The organism is Streptomyces nojiriensis (genome assembly GCF_017639205.1).
In the GTDB taxonomy this organism is placed as follows: Bacteria; Actinomycetota; Actinomycetes; order Streptomycetales; family Streptomycetaceae; genus Streptomyces; species Streptomyces nojiriensis.
On the sequence record NZ_CP071139.1, the window covers coordinates 1,199,746 to 1,219,556 of the forward strand.

Here is a 19,811-nt window from a genome sequence, read left to right on the forward strand (position 1 = left end):
TCCGTGTGATGGGGTTCGGCCGGCGCGGCGCCGGTACGGCAGGGTGAGCGGATGCAGCTGCGTCCCGCCCTGCCCCTGACCCTCGCCTCGCTCGTGCTGGCCACCGGGTGTGTGACGGTGCGTCTCGCCGCTCCGCCGGACGCGCCGCGGTCGGCGGCACCCGCGGCCGCCCGTACGCAGGCCGCGCAACCGACGCCCCTCGCCCTGCCGTTGAGCCCGCTCCCGACGTCCCCCGAACCCGCCACGCCCGCTCCGCCCGTGGTCCCGGAGGCCGGGCCGCGGCCGGTACTGGCACCGGCGCCGGTACCGGCCGCGGCCGAGCGGCCGCGTCGCCCGCGCCGGGCCGACGCGAAGCCCCCGCGCCCCCGGCGGCCCGCCGAGCAGGTGAAGCCCGCGGCCCCGGCGAAGCCCCGCAAGCGGCCGCCCGCGGTGGCCGAGCCCGGGCCGGCGCCGCGGCATCCGTACGGCATGGCCTCCCTGTGCGAGGCGGCCAAGGGCACCGTGCATCCCTCCATCGTCGCCCTCTGCCACTGAGGTCGTCACAGGAGGGTCCGCGCTCCATGTCCAGGTCCGAAATGGGCATCGAACTTGGTTGCGAACCTGGGCATTCGTCGGACATGAGCGTGGCTCCGGCTTGATCCTGTTGCTCCGACCCGGGGATGCGGCCATGTGGTCGAGGACGCGCAGGCGAGTGTGCTGCGACGCTCGGGCAAGAGGGACTGGGGGTGGCGCTGATGCGCCGATGGGCATGGTGGACGACGGCCGGGGGCGGCCGCATCATCGGTACCGGCCCGACCGGACGCCGGCCGTGACCCCGCGCCGCCCTTGGGGCAAGGAGCAGGCAGGACCAGCGGCCGGCGACGGCGACGGCGACGGCGACGACGGCGGAGGGTCCCGGCGGACCGGGGCGTCGACACGGGTCGAGGCATCCCGTGGCGCTTCGGGTGCCGGACGCGACATCACCCATTCCGCCACCGCCGCCCACAGCCGCGTCGAACACAACGAGACACGGGTGGAGCGGATCGAGCACCACACCTACAACGGGCCGACCTATGTGGGCCAAGGATTCCCGGGGCCCTCCCCTTCCCTCCCCACCCAGGCGTCCCGAGCGGAGGGTCTCGCGAGGCGGGATCTGTTCGCCGCGGGTTCCGGCGTCGGATCGAAGATCATCATGGCGCCGCTGTTCGGCTCCCCTTTCGATCCCGCCCACCTGCTCACGGAATTCATCGAGTCCCTGCTCGCCGTCGGGCTGGACGAGGAGGACGTGGCGCCGTTCAGGGAAGTGGTCGACGGGTTCGTCCGGGCCACGTGCTGGGACGAGGCGGTGGCACTCCTCACCGCGTACAACGCTGCCATGTGGAACGTCGACACCCTGGTGCGAGGGCATTGCACGGCGGGTCGGTTGACTTGGTTCACCCTGGGGCAGTTGCTGTTCCAGGTCGCCTACCAGGGCACCTACGCACACGCGTCCCCGGGCGGCGACAGCGGCCTCAGCGACCAACGCGACATGCTGTTCCACTTCGCCGACGGTGTGGAGCTTCCCGCCACACTCCGGAGTGAGCTGCAGAGGTTCGCACGCATGCCGGCCGCCACGGCCATGGACGGACACCTGGTGGACGAGGCGCGCAGGCTCGCGAGGGTCGTCCACAACCTCCTCACCACCTGAGCTCGGGTCATGTGCGGGCGGGCCCCGGGGATACCCTCGGAGCCGCGGAACGGACGACACGGGGAGCCAAGAGGATGTACGAGGCGGGGCCGTCGGCGGTGGATGCCGTGCGGGCGCTGAAGGAGCTGGCGCGGGAGCGGCCGGACGAGCTGGAGCTGTTCGAAGGGTTCACGGACGCGGAGCTGGACGGCTGGGCCGTGGCGGTGCCCGAGGAGGTGCGGGGGGTTCTGCGGGAGATCGGCGGCTTGGAGACCGAGGACCACGAGTACCGTTTCGGGCCGCGCGGCCGCGAGGTGTTCGCGGACGGCTGCTGGACCCTGGGAGAGACGGACTTCGGCGAGGGCTCGCTGATCGTGGGGGTCGGAGCCGCCGGCTGGGGGCCCGTCGTGGCCGTCAACCCGTGGGGGGCCGACCCCGATGTCACCGTCGAGGCACCGGACTTCACCGCATGGCTCGCCGGGTTCGCCGAACGGTTCGCGGACGGCGAGGCGGACCGGCCGCGGGGAAGGTTCTCCGTGTCGGCCATCTCCACCGTCGAACTCGCCGAGGGAGCCGAGCAAGGCGAGTCCGGTGAGCACAGTGAGGGGTGCGACCGCGAGCTCGCCGCGCTCGTCGGGCGCGGCGACCCGCTCACCGATCTCGTCGACCTGCACGGCCTGCCGGGCTATCCGTGCGCCGTGGACTGGGAACCGTACTTCTCCACCTTCCACGAGACGGCCGACACCGGGAGCAGCGAGGTCCAGTTCCAGATCGTCGGTGAGGGCCGGGCCCTCCTGCTGCGCAGCGTGGTCAGCGGGGACTTCCTCGGCCGGGCCGTGCGCCGCCACCGCGTGCCGGCCGATGCCGCCCGGCGTGCGGTGGCCGAGCTGCGGGAACTGGCCGCCGGCTGCCCCGGCCTCGTCGTGCTCGACGCGGGCTGCGCCGACTCCGTCATGGACGGCTGGGCGGTCCCCGTCCCCGAGGAGGTCCGGACCGTGCTCCGGGAGATCGGCGGGGTGGCGATCGCGGGGCTTCCGGCGCTGCGGCTGCTGCCCGGGGCGCCCGAGCACGCGGTGGATCCCGAACTGCACCACATGCTGGGCGGTGACGGTTCGTACTGGCCGCTCGCCCGGATCGGCCACGGGCACGGCCACGCCCTGGCGCAGATCCGCATCGACCCGGCGACCGGCCGGTGGGGGTACGTCGTGTCCGTGCCCGGCGACGGCGAGAGCCTGCGGGAGTACCCGGAGCTGGCCCTGCTCGCCGAGTCCCTGCCGGACCTGCTGCTGACCTTCGCACGGCTGGCCCGGCGGGCCGCGGCGGGCCCCGACTTCGCCGCGCGGATGGCCCGCGACACCCGGTGGCTGTTCCCCAACACCGGGGAGCCGTGGCCGCGTCCCGCCCCGGTCTGCGAGTGGGCCGGTTCGGCGGACCCGCTGCTCGCGGCGGCCACCGAGCTGCCGGACGGGACGCACGCCGCCGACCTGCGGGCCGTACCGATCCCGAGCGACCTGTGCTTCTACCGGGCGGCCGGCTGGCCGTACGCGGCCCGGCTGGAGCGACTGCACTTCGCGGCGGCCGGCCAACTGGCCGCCGCCGTGCCGGTACCGGTATCGGTGCCGGGCTGACAGCCGCGCGGACGGTCTTATTGGGTGGATGCGTCCGGTCGGGTTACCTACAGTGACGAGGCACCCGATGTCGAGCAGGAGCGGACCATGCGCATCCACTATCCCCGTACGCCGCACCTCCCCTGGTCCCCGGGGGCGGCGGCGGACGACGTCCGCGCCGTCGGACTGGCCGGGTTGGCCGGGCGCGAGGTCGTCGTGACGGAGAAGCTCGACGGGGAGAACACCACCCTGTACGCGGACGGCCTGCACGCGCGCTCGCTCGACTCGGCGCACCATCCCTCGCGGGCGTGGGTCAAGGGTCTCCAGGGCCGCATCGGCCCCGGGATCCCGGCCGGGTGGCGGGTGTGCGGGGAGAACCTCTACGCCCGGCATTCGATCCCGTACGAGGACCTGGACAGCTGGTTCTACGGTTTCTCGGTGTGGGACGGGGAGCACTGCCTGGACTGGGACCGGACCGTACGGTTCCTGCGCGGCCTGGGCGTGCCCACCCCGCGCGTGCTGTGGCGTGGCACCTTCGACGAGCGCGCGCTGCGCAGGCTGAAGCTCGACACGGCGCGCCAGGAGGGGTACGTCGTACGGACGGCGGCCGGTTTCACGCGCGAGGACTTCGGCCGGTGCGTGGCCAAGTGGGTGCGGGGCGGCCATGTGCAGACCAGTAATCACTGGATGTTCGCGCAGGTCGTGCCGAACGGGCTCGGACCTGCGGCCCCGTTGTGGGCGGTGCGCTCGGGGGCCGAGGCCGATGTGCCCGGGCTGTCCGCCGCCCTCGGGATGAGCGGGACCGAGACCACTGCAGCGGCCGACGCGGACGAGGTCGCCGAGGTCGCGGCCCGGATCGACGGGGCGGGGCGGACCGGGGAGGACCGGCTGGCCGGTGTCCTGGCGGCGGTACTCCGCCGCGAGCCGCGGGCCCGGATCGCGGCGCGGATCGCGGCGGGCCCGGCCGGGATGGGGCTCGCGCGGCGGGTCGCCGACCTGGTGGGGCTGTACCCGTACCTGCAGCGGCCGTTCCCGGACGAGGACCGGCGGGCCGGGCTGGTCGGGATGGCCGCGGCGGCCGATCTCGGCGTGCTGCACGCGCTCGCCGGGGCACTGGCGGACGGGCCCGGGGAGCGGGAGTGCGCGGAGTGGTCCGCGCTGTGCGCCGAGGAGGCCGGGCTGCTCGGCGCGGATCCGCTGGAGGAGCTGCGGGCCGGGCTGCGCGAGGCGCTCTCCGGTCTGGGCACGGAAGCCGCGGACCGCTGCTGGGCCGAGACACGGCGGGCGTTCGCACAGGGCAGGATCTCGGGATCCGCGGTGGAGGAAGCCGTGGCGGCGACGTGGCAGTGGCGCGAGGGAACGTTTCCCCGGATGGTGCAGCTGTGCGGACCATCGGGCAGCGGGAAGAGCACCTTCGGCCGCGAACTGCCCGGTGTGGACGCGTACATCAGTCTTGACGATCTGCGCACGGCCCGGGGTTCCCGTGCGGACCAGGGGGCCAACGCCGAGGTGTTGAGCGAGGGCCTGGACCGGCTCGACGCGGCCCTGGCCCGCGGCGGGACGGTGGTGTGGGACGCCACGTCGCTCAACGGCCGGCAGCGCGGCCTGGCGGGCTCGGTCGCACGGCGCCGCGACGCGCTGGTCACCCATGCCGTGGTGCTGGTGGAGGAGGCGGAGCTGGTCCGGCGCAACGGCGTGCGCCCGCATCCGGTACCGCCGCAGGTGCTCACCTCGCAGGTGCGCCGGTACAGCCCGCCGTACGCGGGTCAGGCGCACCGTACGTGGTACGTCGGTACGGCCGGGGTCGTCGAGGACACGGCGGGCGGCCTCGCGGCCGGACCCGCGGACACGGGACCGGGGCAAGGACCGGGGCAGGGTCATGGACAAGAACGGGGACAGGGACCGTACTGATGCGTACCAGTGAGGAGCTCTACCACCAGGTCCGCTGGGACTCCCGGTTCGATCCGGCGCGGTTCGTGCTCGGACTGCTCCAGCGCGGGGCCGAGCCGAAGCGGGTCCCGCTGCCCTCGTTCGTGCCCGGCGGCGACATCCCCTGGCACCGGGTGCTGTTCGTCGAGGCGGACGGTGAGCTGGTGTGGGACCGTGCCACGGGCGTGGACCGGATCGATCTCACCTCGGCGGGCCGGGTCCGCGATCCGCGGCTGCTGCGGGCCCCGTTCTTCACCGCCCGGACCCCGCACGCGTGGGACCCGGCGGGCGGCGGCGCCTGGCGGCCCGCCGAGCCGGTTCCCGGGGTCGGGACGGCCGCCGCGCCCTCCTCGGTGCGGCTGCTGACCTGGAACACGCTCTGGGACCGGTACGACGCCCCGCGCATCTCCACCGCCCGGCGCAGGCCGCTGCTGCTGGCCGATCTCGCGGCCGCCGATGCCGATGTCATCGCGCTGCAGGAGGTCGAACCCGAGCTGCTCGGCATGCTGCTGGCGGCGCCGTGGGTGCGGGCCTCGTACACCCTCGGCACGGATCCGGGCGGCCGGGACGTCGCCGAGTGCGGCCTGCTGCTGCTCAGCCGGCTTCCGGTGCGGGAGGCGGGGATGCACCGGCTCCGCCCGCACAAGGCGGTCACCGCCGTCACGGTGGACACCGCGGCCGGCCCCCTGGTCGTCTCGAACACCCACCTGACCAGCGACCACACCGAGAACGGCGACGTCCGCCGGGAGGCCGAACTGACCCGGCTCGCCGAGGGGCTGGGCGGCATCGAGGCCGGGGTGGCGCTGCTGGGCGACTTCAACGACGGCCGCCACGGCGCCTGGGGGCCCGCGGCCGCACTCGGCATGCGAGACGCCTGGAGCGACGTGCACGGGGCGGCGGACGACACGCCGACCTTCGATCCTGCGGCCAATCCACTGGCCGCGGTGGGCTCGCTGTCGGGCCGGGCGGCCCGGCTGGACCGGATCCTGCTGCGGTCCACGACGGCCCGGGTGGCCCGGGCCGCGCTCCGCGGCGACGCACCGGCCCCGGAGGGCCTGTTCATCTCCGACCACTTCGGTGTGGAGGCGACGGTGGAGTTCGGGGAGCGGGGCGGTGCGCCCGCGCGCCTCGACGTACCGGCGACGGCGCGGACGGCCGTGGCATGGCTGCCGCCCGCCCTGCCGGAGGCGGTACGGGAACTGCGCCGCGAGCTCGACCCGCAGGCCGGGCGCTGGCCCGCGCACGTGAACCTGCTCTTCGGCTTCGTACCGGAGTCCTCCTTCGGCGAGGCGGTGCCGCTCCTGGCGGAGGCGGCCGCCGCGACCGGGCCGTTCCCCGTCCGGCTGGAGGGTGTGCACAGCTTCGGGCACCGTGAGGACGCCACCGTCTGGCTGGACCCGGCGGCATCCGGTGAGGCGCCGTGGCAGGAGCTTCGGCGCGCCCTGGCGGAGCGGTTCCCGGGCTGCCAGGGGCGTACGGGTGACCAGAACGGCTACACCCCGCATCTGACGCTGGGGCGCAGCCAGGACCCGCAGCGCGCGGTCGCGGCCTTCGCGGCGCGGCTCGGCGGCCCGGTGGCCGCGCGGGTCGGGGAACTGGCCGTGCTCTCGCGGCGCGGGGACGGACCGATGCGGGTCCGGGCGACGGTGGCGCTGGGGACGGGCGAGGTGCGCTGGGAGCCGGAGGCGGGCCCGGAGCCGGCCGACCGGTCCGGGCCCGCGGTCCGGGACGGGGCCGCCGAGTCGGTCACCGCGCGCGTCCGGGCGGCGCTCGGCGATGCGCAGGTGTACCTGGCCGGGTCGCGCCGCATGGGCTGCGCGCTGCCGGAGGCCGACCTGGACCTGGTGGCGGTGGTGCCGGGGCCGGCCGATGTGGCCCTCGTACGGGACCGGGTGGCGGCGGCGCTGCCCGAGGCGGGGCGGCTGCGCGAGGTGACGGGGGCGCGGGTGCCGGGGCTGCGGTTCCGCGTCGGCGGGCTGTCGGTGGATCTGGTCGTGGTGGCCACCGGCGGGCCGGCTCCGGCGCAGGCGGTGGCACGGCGGGCGGAGCTGGGCGAGGCGGCCGCGCTCGCGCTGAGCGCGGTCAGCGACGCCGATGCCGTACGGGACCGGGTGGGAGCGGACCGGCAGGCCGCGTTCGCCGGGCTGGCGCGGCAGGTGAAGGCGTGGGCGCGGGCCCGGGGGCTGGACTCGGCGCCGTTCGGCGGGCTGCCCGGGCTCGCCTGGGCGGTTCTCGCGGCGCGCACGGTGGAGGAGGCCGGGGCGCTGCCGCCCGACGCCCTGCTGCGCGAGTTCTTCGGCAGGTGGGCCGCCTGGGACTGGCGGGTGCCCGTCTCGCTGTCGGCGGCGGGCGCGGGCGCGGCGGAAGGCGGGCCGGAGGGCGGGCCGGACGCGGTCGCGGTCCTCACCCCCTCGGAGCCGGTGCGCAGTTGCACGGCCCAGGTCGGGCCGGGCCTGCGCGACCTGCTGGTCCAGGAGTTGTACGCGGCCTGGGAACTGCTGGAGTCCGGCCCCGTGGACCGCGCGTGGGCGCCGGGGCCACCTCCGCTGCACCGCCGGCACGCCGCCTGGGCGGTGGTGACCGTACGGACGGCTTCCGAGGCGGAGTTCGAGGAGACCCTGGGCCGGGTGCGCGGGCGGCTGCGGGCCCTGCTCGGCGCCCTGGAGGAGGCCGGTGTCACGGACGCGCACGCCTGGCCCCGGCCCTTCGAGTCGGGTCCGGCCCTGGCCCGCTACGCGATCGGTCTCGGCACCGTGCCGCCGGACGCGGCGCGCCTGGCCGCCCTGGCCGGCCCCTGGCGGACCGGCCTGCCGGGGGTCGAGGTCTCCTGGGCGGCCTGCGGCGAGGTGCCCGACCTGGGGTGAGGCGTGGGGCGTCGGTGGTCAGGGGCGGTGCGTCACGCGGGTAACGCCGGTCACGTGGGCCGGACCTCGATGATGATCTTCCCGGCCGTGTGCCCCGTCCGGCTCAGCTCGAAGGCGGCCGCCAGCTCGCCGAGCGGGAAGGTCGTGGCGACCGGCACCTTGAGCTGTCCGCTGTCGGCGAGCCGGCCCAGTTCGGCCAGGTCGCTGCCGACCGGGCGGACCCACATCCACTCGCCGCCCGCACCGAGCACGCTGGGGTCGGCGATGGAGGCGTGCCGGCCGTCGTCGTGGAGCACCTCGCGGGTGACGGCGCCGACGCCGCCGACGAAGTCCGCGACGACCGTGGGGCCGTCGGGTACCAGGGCCCGTACGCGCGCGGCGAGTCCGTCCCCGTACTCGATGGGTTCGGCGCCGAGTTCGCGTACCCGGTCATGGTTGCGCGGGGAGGCCGTGCCGATGACCCGGGCGCCCAGTGCGCGGGCGATCTGCACGCCGAAGGAACCGACCCCGCCCGCCGCGCCGTGGATGAGGACGGTGTCGTCCTTGCCGGTGCCCAGGCGGGTGAGCAGCTGGTAGGCGGTGAGCCCGGCGAGCGGGAGTCCGGCGGCCTCGGCCCAGGTGAGGGAGGCCGGCTTGTGCGCGAGGGCGCGTACGGGAACGGTGACGTACTCGGCGAAGGTCCCGCCGTGCACGTAGTCCTTGCGGGCGTACGCGATGACCTCGTCGCCCTCGGCGTATTCGGGGGTGTCGATGCCGACCCGCTCGACGGTGCCGGACACGTCCCAGCCGGGGACCACCGGATAGACGACGTCCATCAGGGGGTCGAGCCCGCCCGCCATGATCTTCCAGTCGACGGGGTTGACGGCGGCGCACGCGACCTTGACGAGGACCTCACCGGGTCCGACCTTGGGCATCGGCAGCCGGGTCTCGGAGAGCACCTCCGTCCCGCCGTACGTCTCGTAAGCCATCGCCCGCATGGTTTCCTGGCTGCTGCCGCCCGACTGGGACATGTACCCGACCTCTCCGTGTGCTGGTGGAACCCGCCCCCGGCCCATCCCACCATGCACGAAGCGCCCGCCCCACGAAGCGGGGCGGGCGCGGCGCGGCGCGGGCCAGCTCGGGAGAGCGCGCGGGGGGTCACTCGTACTCGGTGCCGCCCTTGCGGGTCAGGTACGCCGGGCTGACCGCCTTGGCGATGGCCCGCCCGCCCGTGACCGGGCTGTACCGCTCCGCCGACGGCCGGATGACGACGCCCTCCCGCAGGTGCGCGGCCTTCCCGGAGACGGTCTCGCGGCCGCTCGCCAGCTCCAGCACCGTGTCGAGGTCGTACGGGCCCTCGTACAGCCTTGGTACCAGCGGAAGCTGACCGTCCGTCAGGACGTCGGCCGGGTCCAGCCAGCGCGTCTGCCCGTCGATCTCGGCGGAGACGTCGAAGACGGCGTATCCGGGCGGCGAGTCGGCGGTGCGGACGTCGGTCCCGTACGAGAGGTCCTGGACGCCCTTGCCGTACACCTCGCCGAAGATCCCGATCCTGGTCGCACCGAGGCGGTCGGCCAGGGCCGCCGCGACGGCCGCCACGCCGTGCCCGCGTACGGCCCGCCAGTAGAGATTGCGCTCGTCCTCCTTGAGCGCCAGCCCCTTCGAGCCGAACCCCTTGGAGGAGACGAAGGACCGCTCGCCCTCGACCACGTACGTGAACAGGCAGGCGGTGCCGTGCAGTTTCTCGGTGAGGACGACCGGCTCGCCGGGCTCGAAGATGTGCGGGTAGCGCTGGAGGTTCTCGATGTCGACCCACGGCATCAGGTCGGCGGCGGCTTCGACGTCACCGTTCATGGTCGTGGGTATGGGCGGGGCCCATTTGGTGATGCCGAGCAGCTCCGCGAAGTCCGTCCCCTCCTTGGCCGCCTGGGCCAGGTCCACGTCGGCGAGCGCGCGCGGCCTGCACACCAGCCCTTGCGAGAGTTCGCCGCGGAGCCGGACCGCCTTGACCCGGTCGGCGGAGCCGCCCGCGAGCCGCCCGGTGAGGCCGAGCTCCTCGATCAGATCCGCCGGCAGCACGGCCTGTTCGGGGATGTAGACCGCGAACTCTCCCGTGCGATAGGCACCCTTGGCGATCACGGCGCGGTACAGGCCCACCTGGGCCAGTTCCAGCGCATCCGCGTTCGGGTGCTCGTGAACGGTCAGTTCTTCGGCGGTGACGCGCAGGGTCGACATGGGACGGCTCCAACAGTGGTCAGGGACACGGCCGACGCCCGGTGGTGTCGCGGTGCGTCGGTGACGACCACTCTGCTTCCCGCCATTTCCGCTGGTCCAGCGAATATCACGGTGTTAGCCTGCCCGCCCCGGCGCCCCCGGCGCTCGGCTGCCCCGCATTCCGCGTCCGCGTACGCGTCCGCGTTCCACGTCCCGCAGGAGGCTCCCATGTCAGCTCGCCCGGTCACCGTCGTCACCGGCGGCAGCAGGGGCATCGGTGCGGCGACCTGCCTGCGGCTGGCCGCCGACGGGCATGACCTGGCCCTCAACTACACCCGCGACGCGGCGGCGGCCGAAGCCGTCGCCGAGCGGGTGCGGGCCGCCGGAGCGCGCTGTGTCACGGTGCGCGGCGACATCTCCGAGGAGTGCGCCGTCGAGCGGCTCTTCGACATCGCCGGCGCCGAACTCGGCAGGGTGACCGGGCTGGTGAACAACGCCGGGGTGACCGGCCCGCTGGGCCGGCTCGCCGATGCCCGCACCGAGGACCTGCGCCGGGTCGTGGAGGTGAACCTCCTCGGCTACCTGCTGTGCTGCCGCCGGGCCGCCCGGGACATGGCGGAGGCCGACGGCGGGGCGATCGTGAACGTCTCCTCCACTGCCGCCACCCTCGGCAGTCCCGGGGAGTACGTGCACTACGCGGCGACCAAGGCGGCCGTCGACGCGCTCACCGTGGGACTCGCCAAGGAGCTCGGCCCGGACGGGATCCGGGTCAACGCCGTGGCGCCGGGCATCATCGAGACCGACATGCACGCGGCGATGGGCGATCCCGACCGTCCGGCGAAGGCCGCGGCCGGGATCCCGCTCGGTCGGCCCGGCCGGCCCGACGAGATCGCCGGGGCGGTCGCCTGGCTGCTCTCCGCGGACGCCTCGTACACGACGGGCACCGTGCTGCGGGTCTCCGGCGGCCGCTGATCCGCGAGCACCGCGGCGGTCAGCTCATCGCGGCCTGGGTGGCCGGGCCGTAGACACCCGGGGGGTCGCCCTTGATGGAGCGGTCGCGCTGCAGCTGGCCGACGCCGCGTTTGGTCTGGTTGTCGTAGAACCCGGTGACGGAGACGTACGTGAACCCCTGCCCGTGGAGCAGCTCCTGCAGGGCGCGCACCTCGGGGCCGCTGTCGCCCATCCGCAGGGTTCCGGAGGAGCTCGGCGGGCTCGGGACCGAAGCGCTGGGCGAGGAGGGTGGTTTCGGGCCCTGGCTCGCGGACGGGCCCGGCTCCCGGGAGGGGGTGGGCACGGCGGAGGCGGAAGCGGAGGGGGACATTGCGGTCGCGGTCGGGCGGGGTGCGTCGGCCCCGGCGGTGGAGTCCCCGCCGCGCGCCCGGAGCATCGGTACGGACAGCTCGGCGGGCGCCCCCGCCCGGGGCGGCTGCGGGTCGGGGCCGCTCAGGAGGAGCACCAGGGCGCCCACCGCGGTGAGCGCCAGCAGGGTCAGGACGGCGAACGGGAGCCGGCTGCGGCGACCACGGTCGGCTCGGCGGCCCGCGGCCGGGACGGGAGCGGATCCGTGAGCGGGAGCGGAAGCGCGAACGGCGGCGGGAGCGCCGGGTTCCCGGACGTGTGCCGGGCCGGGGAAGGCGAGGGGGCCGGTCTGCGGCCAGGCGGGCGCAGCCGACGGGGGCGGTGGGCCCGAGGGGGCGATGTACGGGCGTACGAGCAGGTGGTCGTCGGGGACGATCCCGTTCTCGTCAGGGTCCTGGCGCATGGTGGTCTCCCGGCGGGGACGGGGGCCGGCGCGGCGGTGCGGTGCCGGCCCCCACCCGGTCGGTCAGGCTCCGTGCCGCCGGGCGGCGGGAGCCGGGGCCGCACCGGCGGCGGGGGCGCCGGGCGTGCCGAGCACGCCGAACGCGCGGTGTGCGCCGTGTGCGTCGTGTGCGCCGTGTGCCGGAGAACCGCCGATTTCGGCCGGTTCGATCGACGGGCGGACGGATATGGGCATCTGACGTATCTCCGAAGTGCGGCTCAAGCTGTGATCCGTGATCGGCGCACTCTTGCCCTCCGGCGGGGGCCGGGTCAAGCCGGCTGTCCGATCCGCCCCCGTCCATCCGATCTGTCGGGCGGGGTCGTTCCCGCCACCCACCGCCATCAGTCGCGGGTGCGGGCGGTGCGGCGGATCGCCGAAACCCACACGGTGGCGGCGGCCGCGAGCATCAGGGCGGCCCCGCCGAGCGGGGCGGCGGGTGCGGAGATGCGGTCGACCGCGAGGCCGCCGCAGAGCGCACCCGCCGCTATGGCGAAGTTGAACATGGCCACCATCAGCGAGGACGCGGCCTCGGGCGCCTCCGGGGCCGCCTTGATCATCCAGCCCTGCACGCTCACCGAGACCCCTCCGTACGCGAGACCCCAGGCCAGCAGCAGCGCGGTGCCGACGGCCGGTCCCGGCAGGACCGCGATCAGCGCGAGGATGACGGTGAGGGAGGAACTCACCACGAGCAGGGTCCGGTACGGGTCTCGGGCCCCGGCAAGGAAGTTCCCCGCGACGCCGGCGACGCCGTAACCGAGCAGCAGGGTGCTGATGTGTTCGGCGCCGACGCCGGAGACCTCCTGCAGGATCGGCCGTACGAACGTGTAGGCGGCGAACTGTCCGGTCACCACGAGGAAGGTGACGATGACCCCGGCCCGCACGGCGCGGTTCTCCCGGAGCAGGGCGGGGAGTTCGGGAAAGGTGGTGTGCCGGGTCGCCGGCAGCGGGGGCAGCAGCAGGAGCAGGGCGGTCAGCGTGACGAGGCCGAGGACCCCGACCGCCGCGAAGGCGGTGCGCCAGCCGCCGAGTTCGCCGAGCAGGGTGCCGGCGGGGACCCCGAGCACGGAGGCGGTGGGGACACCGCCGAAGACGAGCGCGGTGGCCCGGCCGACCTGGCGCTCGGGGACGAGGCGTACGGCGAGTCCGCCGGCGACGGCCCAGAATCCGCCGACGCTGACGCCGACGAGCAGCCGGGCCGCCAGTACGACGGCGAAGTTCGGGGCGAGGGCGGCGACGAGGTTGGCGGCGACCATCAGGGCGATGAGCACGCACAGCACGAGCCGCCGGTCGAGCCGGCCGGCGCCGACGGTGACCAGCGGCGCGCAGAATCCGGCGACGAGTCCGGGCGCGGTGACCATCAGGCCGGCGGTCCCGTCGGACACGCCGAGGGCGGCTCCGACGGGGGTGAGCAGCCCGACGGGCAGCAGCTCGGAGGTGATCAGGCAGAAGATGCCGAGCGAGACGGCGCAGACGGCCGCCCAGCCCCGCCACGGAGCGGCACCGCTCCCCGGTGCGGACCCGGCCCCCGACCCGGCTATGGAGTCGGGCCCCATGGGCGGGCCGGACACGGGCGGACCGGACTCGGAGGGCGGCGCGGGCTCGTTGCCGGGCGCGGCGGCTGAGGTCATGGATCGGTACTCCGTACGGACGATCTGCGGGCAGGACACGGCGGTACGGGGAGCCGGGGGGTCGCGCCTCCCCCTTCATCCGTACTGCCGTTCCAATTTCCCACACGCCCCGGCCATTCCCGCCGGGCCGGTGTCACCCGCACGCGTGAGTGGGACACCGGGCCGGCCCGGCCGTACGGCAAGGTGGTCGGATGCAGTTACGCCGGGCCGTGCCCCTCTCCCTCGTCGTGCTCCTCGCGAGCACCGGCTGTGTCTCCGTCGGGCCGCACGATCCGGCTCCGGCTCCCGTACGGGGATCCGTACCGCCGGCCGAGGCGCCCGAGGTCCCGACACCCCTGGCCCTGCCGCTGGGGGCCCTGCCCGAGGCCGCCACGCCCGCTCCGGGCGCGGCCCGGGACCCTGACGGCGCTGACGGCGCTGACGCGGCTCCGAGACCGGCCCCGAGGCCGGACCCGGAGCCGGAGCCCTCGCGCGAGCGGGCCGCGAAGGCGGCGCCGCCGCCGCGGCGCAAGCGGGTGCCCGGACCGGCGACGGCCCATCCGCGGCGGCGGCCGGCCCCGCCGCCGCGCCTGGACCAGCTGTGCGCGGCCGCGGAGGGAGCGGTGCCGCCCTCCATCGTCGACCTGTGTCTGCGCCAGTACGGCCGCTGACGACCGCGTCCGTCGCCGGTGCCACGCTTGACCCTCCCCCTGTGTCAGACCTTGTAGTGGAGAGCGTCATGTTCACCATCGGAGACTTCGCCAAGCACGGCCGGGTGTCGGTCCGCATGCTGCGTCACTACGACGCCCTCGGACTGCTGCGCCCGGCACGTGTCGACCCCTTCACCGGCTACCGCTTCTACGAGGCCGGGCAGCTCGCCCGCCTCAACCGGATCATCGCGCTCAAGGAACTCGGCTTCTCGCTCGACCAGGTGGGGACGATCCTCGGCGAGCGGGTGGGCGCGGAGGAGCTGCGCGGCATGCTGCGGCTGCGGCAGGCCGAGCTGGAGGCCGCCATGGCCGCCGCGGCGGCCCGGCTCGTCCAGGTCGAGGCGAGGCTGCGGACCATCGAGAAAGAGGGAACCATGCCCGCCGACGACATCGTCGTGAAGAGCCTTCCGCCCGTCCGGCTCGCCGAGCTGACCGGCACGGCCGGGAGTTACGAACCGCAGGACATCGGCCCGGTCATCGGACCGCTCTACGAAGAGCTGTGCCGCCGGATCGAGGCGGCCGGGGTCGTCCCGACCGGCCCCGGCACCGCCTACTACGAGGACGTGCCCGGCACGGGCTCCGCGGCGGCGGTCCTCGTCCACGCCGGACTGCCGGTGGCGGCCTCGGTCCGTGCCGAGGACCTCGGGGGTGAGGTACGGATCGTCACGCTGCCGGCGGTGGAGCGGGCCGCGACCGTGGTGCACCGCGGCCCTATGGACGGCGTGCTGCCGACGTCACAGGCCCTGGCGCGGTGGATCGACGCGCACGGGCACCGCTCGGCCGGGTACGCGCGCGAGCTGACCCTGGCCTGCCCGGAGGACCCGGACCAGTGGGTCACCGAACTCCAGGAGCCCCTGGCCGCCACGTCCTGACACCCCGATCCCCCACTCCCGGGGAGCCCTGGATCCTCAGGGGCGGCGGCCGCAGGCGCGGGCGCACCGCCGGGCCGTGTCGCGCCGGGCCGTGCGCAGCCTGCGCACGGTGTTGTGGCCGCGCCGCTTCCACTCGCCCCGGGGCAGCGCGGCACGCTGGCCGCCGCCCGCGATGAGGGCGTTGACCGGGGTCATCGGGTCGGCGGCCATCGCCTTGGCGAACAGGACGCCGACCACGAGCGGGACCAGGGCCACGGCCAGGGCCGTACCGGCGGTGGTCACGTGCTGCATGCGCGGGTGGGCGGCCCGGCCGTTCGTGGCGTCTGAAGTCATGTCCCCATTCGACCAGCGGCGCGCCGCCGGGGAATCGGGGTGGATACTCAGGCCGTTGGGTGTGAGGTACTCAGACGGGCGGGGCGGGTGGTGGGTGATGGCGGTACCCGGGCAGGGTTTCGAGCCCGCGACCGGCGACGGCCCGGAGGGCGCGCCCGGCGGGCGTGAGGCGGAGCTGCACACCGCGTTCGAGGGGCTGCTGCAGATCCGCCGTCTGGTGAACGGCCCGGCGGGCGCGGCGGTTCCCGCGCCCTGGGAGGTGCGGCAGCTGCCGCGCGCGGTGGCGCTCGTACTGGAGGCGGCGGGGATCGCGCCGTCGGCGCTGGACGCGCAGGGAAGGCGTACGCGGACGGGCTACCGCGTGGCGGCCGGAGCGGAGCCCGGGCGGGCGGAGGTGACCTGGCCGGGCCCGGCGGGCGGCGGCGCGGCCGCTGAGGAGCAGGAGCGGCTGACGGCCTGCGCGGCCGTGCTCGAACGGCTGGGCTGGGTGTGCCTGCTGTACCGGGGCCCTCGGCGGCGCCGCTTCCTGGAGGTGGAGCCCCCGGGCGGGCCGGGCGGGCGCCCGCTCAGCCGAGGGTGAGCAGGACGACTTCCACCTCCTGGCCGCGGGCCATGGCGAAGTCACGGGTGCGGCCGGTGACGGTGAACCCGCACTTCTCCAGCACCCGGATGGAGCCCGCGTTGTCGGCCACCGCCCCGGCGTGCAGGGGCCGGGTGTCCTCCAACCGGATCAGCTCGGCCAGCGCCCGGGTGGCGATGCCCCGTCCCCAGTGCTCGGGTCCGATCACGTACGTCACCTCGCGCTCCTCGGGCGGCCCGAACACGGCGGCGTGGCCGGCCACGACCCGGTCGGCCAGCACGGTGCGCAGGAGCACGGCGGGGTCGTTGCGCACCTTCGCCCAGTGCGTGTCGAAGTGGCCGCGGTCGTAGTGGTACTTCCTGGTGATCGCCGCCATCTGCTGGAGGCCCGGGTGCGTCAGCTGCTCCCAGAAGACGGCCAGGTCGTCGTCGCTCGTCTCGCGCAGCTCGATCTCCATGTGCGCTCTCCCTCTCCCCCGGTGCCCGATCCCGACGGCCCACCCTACGAGGTGCGCGGGGCGGGCCCGGACCCCTCGTCAGGCGTAGCGCCCGGCCAGCGTGGTCACCGTCTCGGCGAGGGCGCGGCGCAGTTCGGGCGGTCCGAGCACCTCGGCCTCCGTGCCCAGGCGCAGCAGGTCGCCGACGGCGACGGCCTGCGACTCGACGGCGATGCGCAGCCGGACCCAGCCGTCCGCGTCGGCCGGGCCGGCACCGGCGAGCGCCCGCGTGCCGGCCGCCCCGAACTGCATGGGCAGCAGCAGCTGTCCGCGCGGGGAGAGCCGTAGTTCGGCGGTCTGCTGGTGGAGCGCGGCGCCCAGGCGGCTGGTGGACTCCTGCCAGTACGCGGCCAGTTCGAATCCGGCGGGCCGTTCGAAGCGCTCCGCCGCGGTGTCCACCGTCAGGAACCGGGAGACCCGGTAGGTCCGTACGGCTCCGCCGGCGTCGGCTGCATCGGCTGCATCGGCTGCACCCGCTGCATCGGCGACGAGGTACCAGATGCCGCTCTTGAGGACGAGGCCGAGCGGTCGGAGCTCACGCCGTACCTCGCCGCGCCAGCGGCGGTAATGGGTGTGCAGCACGTGCTGGTCCCAGACGGCCTGGGCGATCCGCGCGAGGTGCGGGACGGGGTCGGCCTCCCGGAACCAGGCGGGCGCGTCGAGGTGGAAGCGGTCCTGGATCCGCCGGGCCCGTGCGGCGAGGGCGGCCGGCAGCGCGGCCTGGAGTTTGAGCTGGGCGGCGGCCAGATCGGCGCCGAGGCCGAGCTCCCGTGCGGGTCCGGGGGCGCCGGCCAGGAAGAGGGAGCCCGCCTGGGTGTCGGTGAGGCCGGTGAGGCGTGTGCGGTAGCCGTCGGCCAGCCGGTAGCCACCGGCCGGGCCGCGGTCGGCGAGGACGGGGACGCCGGATGCGCCGAGGGCGTCGATGTCGCGGTGGATCGTGCGCACCGACACCTCCAGCTCGGCGGCGAGTTCGGGGGCGGTCGTCCGGCCGCGGTTCTGCAGCAGCAGGAGCAGGGAGAGAAGCCGGTCGGCGCGCATGGCGTCATTGTCCCCCGTACCTGACAGAAGGTGTCAGGTACGGCTGCCAGCCTGGGGGAACGCCGGGCGGAGAGACCGTCCGGCCCGCCGAGAGGACCGCCATGCCCACGCCCGTAGAGACCGGTGGCCGCTTCACCTTCGCCAACTGGGAGGAGAGCCCCGTCGGCGCCGTGGACGCCGTCCCGCGGCTCGCCCACGCCCATGTCAACAACGCCTTCACCGGGGGGATCTCGGCCGCGGAGACCGCCTGTGACTACACGATCGCGTACACCGGGGAGAACCTCGGCTCCTACAGCGGAATGGAACTGGTCGCCGGCAGCGTCGACGGCCGCAAGGGCAGTTTCGTACTGGAGGAGCGCGGCACCTTCGACGCCGGCGGCACGGTCTGCCGTTTCGAGGTGGTCCCCGGCTCCGGCACCGGGGATCTCGCGGGACTGACGGGCTCCGGAGGCTTCACCTACCGCCACGGCGACACCTCCGTCGCCTACACCTTCACCTACGACGTGGGCTAAGGGCTGTCCCGTAATCCGCGGTGGGTCAGCGCGCGGCGTCAGATGCGGTGCATCGCAAGGCGGAGGGTCGTCCTCATACTGGGCGTATTTGGGCGATCCCGACAACGCGGCGAGGTGCCGTAGCTGGCGTCGCGCGCCCGCCGGGGATTACGGGACAGCCCTTAGGGCCTGCATCGACAGTATTTCCCAGAAGATCGTCAGGCTGCCCGGCTACGGTGCGGGCATGGTGAATTTCGTGCTGGTTGCAGGTGCACGGCTCGGGGCGTGGGCGTGGGGCGAAGTGGTGCCGTATCTGCGTGCGGCCGGCCACGGCGTCTATCCGTTGACGCTGTCCGGTCTTGCTGACAAGCAGGGTGTACCGGCGGGGCAAGCGACTCACGTCCAGGACATCGTTGCCGAGGTAGAACGCCAGGGTCTGCGTGACGTAGTCCTGGTGGGTCACAGCTACTCGGGCATCCCGGCCGGTCAGGCCGCGGAGCGGATCGGCGACCGACTGACCCGCGTGGTATTCGTCGACTCAAGTGTTCCAACTGACGGCGAGTCGTTTGTCTCCGCCTGGCCGGACGGCGGGGCGGCAGTGGAGGCATCGATCGCCGAGAACGGAGGGTTTTGGCCGCTCGCGCCAGCTGCTCACTACGACGGCGAAGGTCTCACCGATGAGCAGATCGCACGCCTCGTGCGTGGCTCGACGCCTCACCCGGGTGCCACGCTGACCGAGCCCGCTGTGCTGGCGGGGCCGCTCGGTGAACTTCCGGCGACATACATCCTGTGCGTGATGCCGGGGGCCGAGCCAGACGACGCCGAACCCGACGAAGATGTGGCCGAGCTGCTGAACAGCAAGCGCTGGCGGCTGGCCAAGATGGACACCGGCCATTGGCCGATGTTCTCCCAGCCGCGCGAGCTGGCGCAGATTCTCCTCAACGCTGCCGTGGAGTGAGAGCACATCCATGCCTGCGGGCCATTCGCCGATGGCCGCTATGAGGACGGTCGCCTCGTAGCGGACCGCTGGCTTGTCGTATCGCGTGGCGACGGCCCGGTACCTCTTGAGGCGGTTGATCCCACACCCGACCGCGTGGCGCTCACGGTAGCCGACCGGGTCGAACCTCGGCGGCCGGCCACCGCGAGAGCCGCGCTGCTTGCGGTGACGCGCCTGGTCGACCTTGTCCGGGATGGCGCAGCGGATCCCCCGGCGACGCAGGTAAGCGCGGTTCTTGCGGGAGGCGTACGCCTTGTCAGCACGCACCCGATCGGGACGGACGCGCGGCCGGCCGCGGCCCGATGCGGGGCACGCGGACCTTGCTCAGCACGGGTTCGAACTGCGGCGAGTCGCCGCACCCTTCGCATCGGCCAGCCATCGGCGGAACGAGTCGTAGATCCGGCCCCACGGCCCGTACTCGACGGGCACGTCCCGCCACGGAACGCCCGTTCGGACCCGGAACCGCATGCCGTCGATCAACTGCCGCCGGGACCAGACAGGCGGCCGCCCCGCCTTCGTCCCCATCGGCAACAACACCGCCCACTGTTCATCAGTGAGATCACCCCGCCCCATGAACGGAGATCATTCACGGAGAAAGATCCACTTTCGGTACAGGCCCCAGGGGGTGTCCCGTTGAGGGAGCAGGGA

Annotated in this window: 18 protein-coding genes and 1 pseudogene; 11 read left to right on the forward strand and 8 right to left on the reverse strand. The window is 74.5% G+C overall.

The features are described 5' to 3' along the window. Window positions 1-51: 51 nt before the first annotated feature. The 5 genes from JYK04_RS05895 to JYK04_RS05915 all read left to right on the forward strand — a co-directional run bounded on the left by JYK04_RS05895 (window position 52) and on the right by JYK04_RS05915 (window position 8,045). Window positions 52-534, forward strand: coding sequence for a hypothetical protein (locus JYK04_RS05895; protein WP_189742598.1), 483 nt, complete (start codon window positions 52-54; stop codon window positions 532-534). Between the two features lie 274 nt (window positions 535-808). Further along, a complete protein-coding gene (locus JYK04_RS05900; protein ID WP_189742600.1) occupies window positions 809-1,666 on the forward strand; it encodes a hypothetical protein in 858 nt (285 codons plus the stop codon). Between the two features lie 74 nt (window positions 1,667-1,740). Continuing rightward, window positions 1,741-3,273, forward strand: a complete 1,533-nt coding sequence (locus JYK04_RS05905) for a hypothetical protein (protein WP_189742602.1) — start codon at window positions 1,741-1,743, stop codon at window positions 3,271-3,273. An 87-nt stretch (window positions 3,274-3,360) separates the two neighbouring features. Then, window positions 3,361-5,163: an RNA ligase family protein gene (locus JYK04_RS05910; protein WP_189742604.1), complete on the forward strand. Its 1,803-nt coding sequence runs from the start codon at window positions 3,361-3,363 to the stop codon at window positions 5,161-5,163. Then, window positions 5,163-8,045: a poly(A) polymerase gene (locus JYK04_RS05915; protein WP_189742606.1), complete on the forward strand. Its 2,883-nt coding sequence runs from the start codon at window positions 5,163-5,165 to the stop codon at window positions 8,043-8,045. Before JYK04_RS05910 ends, JYK04_RS05915 begins: the two co-directional genes overlap by 1 nt. 50 nt (window positions 8,046-8,095) lie before the next feature. Here the strand turns inward: JYK04_RS05915 and JYK04_RS05920 are convergent, their stop codons facing one another. Then, a complete protein-coding gene (locus JYK04_RS05920) occupies window positions 8,096-9,013 on the reverse strand; it encodes an NADP-dependent oxidoreductase (RefSeq protein WP_308431084.1) in 918 nt (305 codons plus the stop codon). Window positions 9,014-9,182: 169 nt separating this feature from the next. After that, window positions 9,183-10,259: an RNA ligase (ATP) gene (locus JYK04_RS05925; RefSeq protein WP_189742607.1), complete on the reverse strand. Its 1,077-nt coding sequence runs from the start codon at window positions 10,257-10,259 to the stop codon at window positions 9,183-9,185. A 207-nt stretch (window positions 10,260-10,466) separates the two neighbouring features. Here JYK04_RS05925 and JYK04_RS05930 point away from each other — a divergent pair, with 207 nt between their 5' ends. Further along, window positions 10,467-11,210, forward strand: a complete 744-nt coding sequence (locus JYK04_RS05930) for an SDR family NAD(P)-dependent oxidoreductase (RefSeq protein ID WP_189742609.1) — start codon at window positions 10,467-10,469, stop codon at window positions 11,208-11,210. Window positions 11,211-11,229: 19 nt separating this feature from the next. On the opposite strand, the gene JYK04_RS05935 is transcribed toward JYK04_RS05930, so the two are convergent. Next, window positions 11,230-12,000 carry a peptidoglycan-binding domain-containing protein gene (locus tag JYK04_RS05935; RefSeq protein WP_189742611.1) on the reverse strand — a complete coding sequence of 257 codons (771 nt, stop codon included), beginning with the start codon at window positions 11,998-12,000 and terminating at the stop codon, window positions 11,230-11,232. A 380-nt stretch (window positions 12,001-12,380) separates the two neighbouring features. Further along, window positions 12,381-13,592, reverse strand: a complete 1,212-nt coding sequence (locus JYK04_RS05940; protein ID WP_189742793.1) for an MFS transporter — start codon at window positions 13,590-13,592, stop codon at window positions 12,381-12,383. A gap of 266 nt (window positions 13,593-13,858) precedes the next feature. Between JYK04_RS05940 and JYK04_RS05945 the strand changes: the two genes are divergently transcribed. Both JYK04_RS05945 and JYK04_RS05950 read left to right on the forward strand, forming a co-directional pair. Next, window positions 13,859-14,317, forward strand: a complete 459-nt coding sequence (locus JYK04_RS05945) for a hypothetical protein (RefSeq protein ID WP_189742613.1) — start codon at window positions 13,859-13,861, stop codon at window positions 14,315-14,317. Window positions 14,318-14,385: 68 nt separating this feature from the next. Next, window positions 14,386-15,228: a MerR family transcriptional regulator gene (locus tag JYK04_RS05950; protein WP_189742795.1), complete on the forward strand. Its 843-nt coding sequence runs from the start codon at window positions 14,386-14,388 to the stop codon at window positions 15,226-15,228. A 36-nt stretch (window positions 15,229-15,264) separates the two neighbouring features. Here the strand turns inward: JYK04_RS05950 and JYK04_RS05955 are convergent, their stop codons facing one another. After that, window positions 15,265-15,561 carry a hypothetical protein gene (locus tag JYK04_RS05955; RefSeq protein WP_189742615.1) on the reverse strand — a complete coding sequence of 99 codons (297 nt, stop codon included), beginning with the start codon at window positions 15,559-15,561 and terminating at the stop codon, window positions 15,265-15,267. Window positions 15,562-15,658: 97 nt separating this feature from the next. Here JYK04_RS05955 and JYK04_RS05960 point away from each other — a divergent pair, with 97 nt between their 5' ends. Next, complete coding sequence (locus JYK04_RS05960) at window positions 15,659-16,141, forward strand: hypothetical protein (RefSeq protein WP_189742617.1); 483 nt, start codon at window positions 15,659-15,661, stop codon at window positions 16,139-16,141. On the opposite strand, the gene JYK04_RS05965 is transcribed toward JYK04_RS05960, so the two are convergent. Together JYK04_RS05965 and JYK04_RS05970 are read right to left on the reverse strand one after the other, a co-directional pair. After that, window positions 16,128-16,598, reverse strand: a complete 471-nt coding sequence (locus JYK04_RS05965) for a GNAT family N-acetyltransferase (protein WP_189742619.1) — start codon at window positions 16,596-16,598, stop codon at window positions 16,128-16,130. The genes JYK04_RS05960 and JYK04_RS05965 overlap by 14 nt on opposite strands. A 78-nt stretch (window positions 16,599-16,676) precedes the next feature. Further along, window positions 16,677-17,675, reverse strand: a complete 999-nt coding sequence (locus JYK04_RS05970; protein WP_189742621.1) for a helix-turn-helix transcriptional regulator — start codon at window positions 17,673-17,675, stop codon at window positions 16,677-16,679. A gap of 101 nt (window positions 17,676-17,776) precedes the next feature. Between JYK04_RS05970 and JYK04_RS05975 the strand changes: the two genes are divergently transcribed. Continuing rightward, a complete protein-coding gene (locus JYK04_RS05975; protein WP_189742623.1) occupies window positions 17,777-18,187 on the forward strand; it encodes a DUF3224 domain-containing protein in 411 nt (136 codons plus the stop codon). 223 nt (window positions 18,188-18,410) lie between these two features. Continuing rightward, on the forward strand, window positions 18,411-19,124 hold the full coding sequence (locus JYK04_RS05980; RefSeq protein WP_189742625.1) for an alpha/beta fold hydrolase: 714 nt from the start codon (window positions 18,411-18,413) through the stop codon (window positions 19,122-19,124). Window positions 19,125-19,145: 21 nt separating this feature from the next. Here JYK04_RS05980 and JYK04_RS05985 read toward each other — a convergent pair. Continuing rightward, window positions 19,146-19,736, reverse strand: a pseudogene (locus tag JYK04_RS05985) (transposase); the annotation flags it as partial. Window positions 19,737-19,811 lie beyond the last annotated feature (75 nt).